This is a genomic window from Streptomyces nanhaiensis (assembly GCF_046614825.1).
Taxonomy (GTDB): domain Bacteria; phylum Actinomycetota; class Actinomycetes; order Streptomycetales; family Streptomycetaceae; genus Streptomyces; species Streptomyces radiopugnans.
In genome coordinates this window covers 1-8,648 of sequence record NZ_JBKJFM010000207.1, presented here as the reverse complement: position 1 = coordinate 8,648, position 8,648 = coordinate 1, and the positions used below count along the sequence as shown (strand labels likewise).

Genomic DNA, 8,648 nt, shown 5'->3' with positions numbered 1-8,648 from the left:
ACGGCGACGACGGCGCCGCCCCCGACCAGCCCGGCGGAGGGGCCGCCGCCGTCCTCGGGAGCGGCGGTGTCCCCGGGCGCCGCGGAGCCCCCGGAGGCGCCCGCCGTCTCCGCCGCCGGGCCGGAGACCTGCTCACCGCAGCCGGTGCGCGGATAGCCGGCGATGGCGCACAGCAGCGAGTCGGAGTTGTACCGCAGCGGCTTCAGCACGGCGGCCAGCGCGTCGGCGGCGGTCCCGTCCTCGGGAACGCGCGCGCACTCGGTGCGGCCCGGGGGCGGTTCCTCGTCCCCGGGCGCGTCGGCCCGGGTGCCGAAGTCGATGCTCAGCGCGATCCGCTTGCCCCCCTCCCCGGCCTCGGCGCCACCGCAGATCTCCTCGAAGTCGCCGGTCCCGCGGGGCTCGTCGGCCTCGGCGGAGTCCTCGCTCACGGCGAACCGGAAGCCCAGCACATCGCCGTCCTCGGGCCGCAGCGTGCCCGGCCCCTGCGTGGCGTACGTCCACCGGTCGCCGTCGCGCTCCCAGAAGGACCAGTAGCGGTAGCCGGCGGCGTGCGCGGAGGCCGCGCCCACCACCGCCGGCACGGCGGTGAACACGGTGGCGAGCACGGCGGTGAACACACCGGCGAGGACGGCGCGCGGCGCGGTCACTGTGCCCGCCTCCTGCGGTTGCTGAGCAGGAAGCCGACACCCGCGCCGGCGGCCAGGCCCGCGCCGATGAGGGGCCACATCGCCGACGAGCCGTCGCCGTCCTCCGCGGCGCTCCGACGGCCGTCGTCCTCGCCGTTCCCGCCGCCGTCGGCGCCGGAGGGGACGGACACCGGGGCCGGGCCGGTGGCGTTCAGCCGTTCGACCAGGTTCACCCCGCCGAAGTCGGCCGGGTCGCCGCCCGTGGCGCGGGCGGCCAGGACGAGCTGGCCCAGCGCGGCCGGGCTGGTGGTGGCCTTGTCCCAGGAACCGAGGTTCTTCTCCAGCCAGTTCAGGGACTTCGCGGCGGCGTCGCGGTGGCCGCCCGCGGCCAGGGCGATCACGGCGTCGGCGGTGTTGCCGTAGTCGGGCTGCTCCTCGGCGCCGGGCATGGCGGACTTCAGATGCCCGCCGCCCGCCTCCAGCACCCGCGTCAGGTAGGCGGCACCGGCCTCGGCGGCCTCGGCCGGGGTGCGCCCGCCGTCGCCCCCGTCGTCCTCCCCGCACTCCAGGGCCTTCGCGGCGCCGCGGTCCTCGCCGCCGCTCCTGCCGCCCTCCTCGCCGCCCGGCCCGGTGGCCAGGCCCTCGCCCCGGGCGGCCAGCACGGCGGCGGCCGTGGCGTCGTCGTTCGCGGCGAGACGGCCCTTCTCGTCGGGCTGGTAGGCGAAGGCGCCGCGCTCGTCCTTCCCGGCGTCGCAGCCGAGCTGGAAGCCCAGGAGGGAGTCGTAGGGGGACTTCCCGCCCTTCGCCGAGAGCGTCTTCGCCGGGTCCTCGCCCGCGGCGTCCAGGGCGCCGATCACCACGGAGACGGAGTTGGCGTCGCTGGGGCTGCCGGGGTTGAAGCCCCAGCCGCCGTCGTCGTTCTGGACCAGCCGCAGCCACTCCACGGCCCGCTCCACCCGCTCGCCGTGGCCGCCGAGGGCGGCCAGCGCCTGGACGGCGGCGGCCGTGGCGTTGACGTCGGCCACCGTCTTCGCGGTGCACGCCTCGGCGGGATCGGGGCGGTAGGAGGCGAAGGAGCCGTCCTCGCACTGCTGGCCGGTCAGCCACGCCACGGCCTTGGACGCGGGCTTCACCCCGACCGCGTCCTGGGCCAGCAGGGCCGTCGACTGGCGCCACACGCCGTCGTACTGCGGGTCGTCCTTCCCGTACAGCCCGGAGGGGAGGTCCGGCTGCGCCGGGGCCTGCGCGGACGGCGACTCGTCGGCGGCGGCGACGGGGGCCGCGACCGCGCAGAGCACGGTGGAGGCGGCCAGGGCCGCGGCGGTGCGGCGCAGGGACATGGGCGGGTGCCTTTCTCGTGGCGCAGCCGTGCACGGACGGCCGGCCGCGCTCACGCACGGGGCACACCGGGCTCGGCTCCGCATTCCTCGACGGTGCCGGTGCCGGGGCCGCGCTCCGCCGTGCGGCGGGACGGACCCGGGAGCCTCTCGTGCCCGGGCGGGTGCTCCGGCTGTACGGCGGACGGGTGGGTGTGTCCGCCTGCTCACGGTTGCGGGTCAGCGCCGGATTCGCACCGGCTTCCCCCGATCGGGCACAGGACGTTCTGCGGCTCACTCTAACGGGCGTGGTTCCGGCCGGGCCGCAGGTGGGAGCGGGATCACACCGGCGGCCCGGCCGGTGGTGCGCGACGGGGCGTTCCGGCCGGGTTCTCCCGCCCGTTCCGCAGTCATCTCCAGTGGTTCACACCAAAGAACTCCCGTTGTTTCCAGTGCATTTCGTTGACGCGCGTAGCGCGGATCCGCCACCCTCTGCTGGGGCGCGAATACCCCCGGCGCGAGGACGGTCGCGCCGGGGTCCGTCCGCCCAGGCGGTGCGGGCTGTCCGGGTGGCCGGGCGCCCTTTCCCGGGTTTTCCGGAGTCCTGTGCGGAATTCCTGTCCGGTGGTGGGCGGAATCACCGGGGAAATCCGGCAATTCCTTGACGTGTACATGCCTTTCAGGGTAGGAATTCCTTCCGACCACCGGCGTGAGCGAGCAGTGAATGCTCACCCCCCACGCACATGCTGACCGGGAGGAAGAATGTTCCGACGCTTCACCACCTGGAGACGGGCGGGCACATCCGCGCTCGGCGGCCTGGCCGTCGCGGCGCTGGTCGCCACGGGCCAGCCCGCGGCCGCCGCCCCCGCGGACCCGGCGCCGCGCGCCACGATGAACCGGGCGTTCGAGCGGGCGGCGGACGAGTTCCAGGTCCCGCGCGACCTGCTGGTCGCGGTGGGCTACGGGGAGACCCACCTCGACGGGCACGGCGGCGAACCCAGCCACGCGGGCGGCTACGGCGTGATGCACCTGGTCAGCAACCCCGAACGCCGCACCCTGGAGAAGGCCGCCGAACTGACCGGCGAGCCGGCCGCCGACCTCAGGGAGGACACCGCCGCCAACATCCTCGGCGGCGCCGCCGTCCTGCGCTCCTACGCCGACGAGCTGGGCCTGGACGCCGCCGACCGCCGCGACGCGGACGCCTGGTACCCGGTGGTGGCCCGCTACGGCGGCGCGGACGACGACCGCACCGCCCGGCTGTACGCCGACACCGTCTACGACTTCCTGGAGGACGGCTTCAGCGCCCTGACCCCGGCCGGCGAGCGGGTCACCGTGGGGCCGCGGGAGACCGAGCCGGAGCGCGGCCGCTACGCGAAGGTCCGCCCGCTGGGCGCCCCCGCGTCCGCCGAGGCCGGCACGCTCAGCACCGACTACCCGCCCGCGCGGTGGGTGGCGGCCCACTCCAGCAACTACACCCCCGGCCGCTCGTCGGCGATCACCCACGTGGTCGTCCACGTCACCCAGGGCTCCTACGCCGGCTCGATCAGCTGGTTCCAGAACCCCAGCTCCAACGTCAGCGCCCACTACGTGATCCGCTCCTCGGACGGCGAGGTCACGCAGACGGTCCGCGACCGCGACACCGCCTGGCACGCCAGGTCCGGCAACCCGTACTCCATCGGCCTGGAGCACGAGGGCTACGTCGACAACCCCTCCTGGTTCACCGACGCCATGTACCGCTCCTCGGCCGCGCTGACCCGGCACCTGTGCGACCGCTACGGCATCCCCAAGGACCGGTCGCGCATCGTGGGCCACGTCGAGGTGCCGGGCAACGACCACACCGACCCCGGCCCCAACTGGAACTGGACCTACTACATGCAGCTGGTCCGCGACGGCGACGCCACCGCCCCCGTCCAGCTGAACTTCACCTCCTACGGCACCCTGCGCAGCGGCTCGACCGGCGCCCAGGTGAAGGCCGTGCAGCACCTGCTCAACCAGCACGGCTTCGACGCCGGCACGGTGGACGGCGCCTTCGGCCCCGGCACCGAGAGCGCGGTGCGGGCCTTCCAGAGCAGCCGCTCCCTGACCGCCGACGGCGTCGTGGGCGCCCGCACCTGGACCGCCCTGCTGTCGGCCGGCACCAAGCCCGTCCTCAAGCAGGGGAGTTCGGGCGCGGACGTGGAGCGGCTGCAGCGCTCCCTGACCGCCGCGCTCGGCCGCACCGTGGGCATCGACGGCGCCTTCGGCCCGAACACCGAGACCGCCGTGCGCGACTACCAGAGCAGCCGCGGCCTGGCCGTGGACGGCATCGCCGGCAGCGGCACCTGGGGCGCGCTCCAGGCCGGCCGTTAGGTCCGGGAACCGCCGCCGGCCCCGGCACGTCACACCGGTCCGCACCGCCGCCCGGCGGTGCGGACCGGTGCCGTTGCGCCGCCCCGCCCTCTTCCGCCGCGCTCCGGGAGGCCGCGGAGCCCTCCCCGCTGCAGGACGCCCGGCAGGACATCCGGCCGGACACCCGGCCGGACCGCGGCCGGACCCGCGGTGGAGTCCGCGCCGGGCCCCGCGGCGCAGTTACCCGTGCGTTCCTCACGGCCGACTCGTGACAGCTGTGACTGTCCCGCCCCTCCGGCACCGTGGAAAGGTCTTCCCCGGACGCCGCCGGTGACCGGGAAGAGCCGAAGGGGGAACGATGAGCAAGGGCTACGCCGTCTTCTGCGACGCGGACCGCCACTTCTACGACGCCCCCCACCGCCTCTCGGACGAGGCCGGACGGGCCGGCACCTACGAGGCCGCCCGCCGCCCCGCCCCCGCCGGCTGGCAGCGCCACCGCTCCGGCGACTGGCTGGCCCTGCGTCCGCTGGACGCCGAACTCCCCGCCCAGGGCTGGAAGATCCACGTCTCGGCCTGCCTGGACAACGCCGAGCGGATCCTGGACAGGGTGTGGGACTACTGCGTGTCCCGGGGCGTGGCCTTCAAGTTCATGCCCAGCCGCCACCTCCTGCACAACCGCAACGCCAAGTACGCCGACCGCGGCGCCAGCGGGAAGTTCGTCACCGTCTACCCGGCCGGCGACGAGCAGTGCCGCACCATCGCCGAGGACCTCGACGCCCTGCTGGCAGGCGAGAGCGGCCCGTACATCCTCAGCGACCTGCGCTGGGGGAGCGGCCCGGTGCACGTGCGCTGGGGCAGCTTCACCGAGCGGCACTGCTACGAGGACGGCGAGCTGCGTCCGGCCGTCGAGGACGCCGAGGGCCGCCTGGTGCCCGACCGCAGGGACCCGGCCTTCCACGTCCCCGACTGGATCACCCTCCCCGACTTCCTGCGGCCCCATCTGGAGGCCCGCGGCGCGGCGAAGGTCGACGGCATCCCCTACCGCATCGAGAAGGCGCTGCACTTCTCCAACGGCGGGGGCGTGTACGTCGGCACCGACAGCCGCACCGGCGAGAGGGTCGTCCTCAAGGAGGGCCGCCCCCACGCCGGCCTCGCCGCCGACGGCGCCGACGCCGTGACCCGCCTGCGCCGCGAGAAGGAGGCGCTGGAGAGGCTGTCCGGCCTGCCCCAGACCCCCGAGGTGCGCGACTGGTTCCAGCTCGGCGACCACTGGTTCCTGGTGCTGGAGTACGTCGAGGGCCGGCCGCTCAACAGCTTCTTCGCCCTGCGCCACCCGCTGATCGAGGCCGATCCCGCCCCGGAGGCGACAGCCGGGTACACCGAGTGGGCCCTGCGCGTCCACCGGCTGGTGGAGGAGGCCGTCGAGGCCGTCCACGCCCGCGGCGTCGTCTTCAACGACCTGCACCTGTTCAACATCATGGTCCGCGAGGACGACGACGGCGGGCTCTCGGTGACGCTGCTGGACTTCGAGGCCGCGGCCCACATCGACGAGGGCCGCCGCCAGGTCATCGCCAACCCCGGCTTCGTGGCCCCCGCCGACCGCAGGGGGTTCGACGTCGACCGCTACGCCCTGGCCTGCCTGCGCATCGCGCTCTTCCTGCCGCAGACCAGCCTGCTGGCGATCGACCGGGGCAAGGCGGCGCACCTGGCCGAGCTGGTGGCCGAGGAGTTCCCCGTGCCGCGCGGGTTCCTCGACGAGGCCGTGGAGGAGATCCTCCGCGGCTGGGAGCCCCCGGCGCCGTCCGGCGCCGGGCACGGGCCGGGCGGCACGGCCCAGGAGGGGACGGCGGGCGCCGCGACGGGCGCACCCGGGCAGGGCTACCTGCCCGTCCATCCCGCCGACTGGCCGCGCAGCCGCGACTCGATGGTGCGCGCGGTACTCGCCTCGGCCACCCCCGGACGGGAGGACCGCTTCTTCCCCGGCGACATCGCCCAGTTCGCCGCCGGCGGCGGCGCGGGCTTCGCCAACGGCGCGGCCGGCGTGCTCTACGCCCTGGCCGAGGCCGGCGGCGAGAGGTGCCCGGACGCCGAGGACTGGCTGCTGCGCAGGACCAAGGAGCCCGCCTCCGGCACCCCGCTGGGCTTCTACGACGGACTGGCCGGCATCGCCTGGACCCTGGAGCGCCTCGGCCACACCGACCGGGCCCTGGAACTGGCCGGGACGGTCGTGGACCAGCCCTGGGACGGCCTGGCCCCCGACCTGCACGGCGGCCTGGCCGGCATCGGCCTGGCCCTGGACTCCCTGGCCGTCTCCACCGGCGAGAGCGCCCTGCACCAGGAGGCGCTGCGCTGCGCCCGCCTCGTCGCCGACAAGGGCGGGCGCGAGGCCCCGCGCGCCGGGAACGGCGCCGCGGGCCGGTCCTCCGCCGGGCGCGGCCCACGGGCCGGGCTGCTGTACGGCGCGGCCGGCCGGGCCCTGCTCTTCCTGCGGCTGTACGAGCGCACCGGCGAGCCCGGACTGCTCGACCTCGCCGCCGACGCCCTCCGGCGCGACCTCGACCACTGCGTGACGGGCGCCGGCGGCGCCCTCCAGGTGGACGAGGGCTGGCGCACCATGCCCTACCTGGGCGAGGGCAGCGTCGGCATCGGGATGGTGCTGGACGACTACGCCGCCCACCGCGACGACGAGCGGTTCGAGCGGGCGCGGCACGACATCCTCGAGGCCGCCCGCTCCAGGTTCTACGCCCAGCCCGCCCTGTTCCGGGGCGCGGCCGGGATGATCCTGCACCTGGGCCGCACCACCGCCGGCGACCCCGGAGCCCACGAGGCGGACCTGCGCCGCCAGATCGCCTCGCTGACCCGGGCCGCCGTCCCCTACCAGGGCCTGCTGGCCTTCCCCGGCGAGCAGATGATGCGCCTGTCGATGGATCTCGCCACCGGCACGGCCGGCTGTCTGCTCGCCCTGGGCAGCGCGCTGCACGACACCCCCGTGCACCTGCCCTTCCTCCCGCCGCCTCCCAGGCGGCCCCAGAGCCGGTCTCTCGTCAGGGAGGCCGTACCGGAAGATCCCGTCCCCACGGAAACGAAAGGAACAGAGAAATGACGCTTCTCGACCTGCAGACCCTGGAGACCTCCGAGGACAAGGGCACCGTCGCGGGCGGCGGCTCCGAGGCGAGCCTGCTGCTGTGCGGCGACAGCTCCCTGAGCGTCACCACCTGCAAGTGACCTCGGCGCCGCGGGGTCTGACCTCGCGGCGGTGAAACGGTCGACGCGGTCCCGGGCGGTCACAGCGCCCGGGACCGCATCGCCGTATCCCAGGTCTACCCCGGCCGCCCCGCGCGTACCCCCGCCGCGCCGCCCACGGACGCGAGGAGCCCACCGCCCATGGCGCCCCAGCCCGCCGCCGGCCCCGCAGATCCCGCCGGCCCCGTCGATGCCGCCGCTGCCGGCACCCCGGCCGGCCGCGTCCTGACGGACGCGATCCGCCACAGCGCCGGACGCGCCACGGCGATCTGCCTGCTCGCCGCCGCCTCCGCCGCCGCGTCCGTGGCCCTGCCCGCCGCGCTCGGGCACACCCTCGACCTGGCGCTGGACAGCTCCGGGGAGGCCGCCCGCTGGACGGCGCTGTGCGCGCTGCTGGTGGCGGCCGAGGTGCTGCTGGACGCGGTGAGCGCCCACCTCACCGGCACCACCGACGCCCGCTCCACCGCCTGGCTGCGCCGCCGCGGACTGGAGCACCTGCTGGCCGTGGGCCCCCGGCGGGCGGCCCGCTTCGGCCACGGCGACCTGGTGACCCGGCTGTCGGGCAACGCGGCCGAGGCCGGCGCGGCACCCGCCACCGCCGCCACAGCCGTCTCCTCGCTCCTCACCCCGCTCGGCGCCCTGGTGGCCCTGCTGCTGGTGGACCCCTGGCTCGCCGCCGCCTTCTGCGCCGGGGTCCCCCTGCTGGTGCTGCTGCTGCGCGCCTTCGCCCGCGGCTCCTCCGACAGCGTCTCGCGCTACCAGCGCGTCCAGGGCGAGATCGCCGCCCGCCTGGTCGAGGCCCTGGCCGGCGCCCGTACCCTCGCCGCCGCCGGCACCGCCGGCCGCGAACGCGCCCGCGTCCTGGCCCCGCTGCCCGAACTGGCCGCACAGGGAAGGCGGATGTGGCACGTGTACGGGCAGGCCATGGTCGGCAGCGGCGTCCTGGTCCCCCTGCTGACGATCGCCGTCCTGGCGGTGGGCGGGGTGCGGCTGGCCGCCGGGGGGCTGAGCGTGGGCGAGCTGCTGGCCGCCTCCCGCTACGCGGCCCTGGCCGCCGGGGTCGGCGCGGTCACCGGCCGGATCGGCGCCCTGGAGCCCTTCGGCGCCTCCGCCGACGACAAGGTGCTGTTCCCCG

6 protein-coding genes are annotated in these 8,648 nt (G+C 75.9%); 4 read left to right on the top strand and 2 right to left on the bottom strand.

The window, feature by feature from the left end:
* Both ACLIYP_RS27900 and ACLIYP_RS27895 read right to left on the bottom strand, forming a co-directional pair.
* Positions 1-647: SCO2322 family protein (locus ACLIYP_RS27900; protein ID WP_412715870.1), on the bottom strand; the 647-nt coding region annotated here is incomplete at its 3' end.
* Entirely contained in the window at positions 644-1,966 is a 1,323-nt protein-coding gene (locus ACLIYP_RS27895) for a prenyltransferase/squalene oxidase repeat-containing protein (RefSeq protein ID WP_412715869.1), read from the bottom strand. The genes ACLIYP_RS27900 and ACLIYP_RS27895, both read right to left, overlap by 4 nt.
* Positions 1,967-2,704: 738 nt before the next feature.
* On the opposite strand from ACLIYP_RS27895, the gene ACLIYP_RS27890 reads away from it, so the two are divergent.
* From ACLIYP_RS27890 to ACLIYP_RS27875, 4 genes are all read left to right on the top strand, one after another.
* Positions 2,705-4,291: a peptidoglycan-binding protein gene (locus ACLIYP_RS27890; RefSeq protein WP_412715868.1), complete on the top strand. Its 1,587-nt coding sequence runs from the start codon at positions 2,705-2,707 to the stop codon at positions 4,289-4,291.
* Between the two features lie 337 nt (positions 4,292-4,628).
* The gene (lanKC, locus tag ACLIYP_RS27885; protein WP_412715867.1) at positions 4,629-7,373 is read left to right on the top strand and encodes a class III lanthionine synthetase LanKC; all 2,745 of its coding nucleotides are present in this window, start codon (positions 4,629-4,631) and stop codon (positions 7,371-7,373) included.
* A complete protein-coding gene (locus ACLIYP_RS27880; RefSeq protein ID WP_412715866.1) occupies positions 7,370-7,495 on the top strand; it encodes a SapB/AmfS family lanthipeptide in 126 nt (41 codons plus the stop codon). The genes lanKC and ACLIYP_RS27880 overlap by 4 nt, the downstream gene beginning before the upstream one ends.
* 159 nt (positions 7,496-7,654) lie before the next feature.
* On the top strand, positions 7,655-8,648 hold a 994-nt coding region (locus tag ACLIYP_RS27875; protein ID WP_412715865.1), incomplete at its 3' end, for an ABC transporter transmembrane domain-containing protein.

Coding starts and splice junctions, on each gene's coding strand:
- ACLIYP_RS27895 (WP_412715869.1), bottom strand. CDS start 1,966: ATGTCCCTGCGCCGCACCGCCGCGGCCCTGGCCGCCTCCACCGTGCTC.
- ACLIYP_RS27890 (WP_412715868.1), top strand. CDS start 2,705: ATGTTCCGACGCTTCACCACCTGGAGACGGGCGGGCACATCCGCGCTC.
- lanKC (WP_412715867.1), top strand. CDS start 4,629: ATGAGCAAGGGCTACGCCGTCTTCTGCGACGCGGACCGCCACTTCTAC.
- ACLIYP_RS27880 (WP_412715866.1), top strand. CDS start 7,370: ATGACGCTTCTCGACCTGCAGACCCTGGAGACCTCCGAGGACAAGGGC.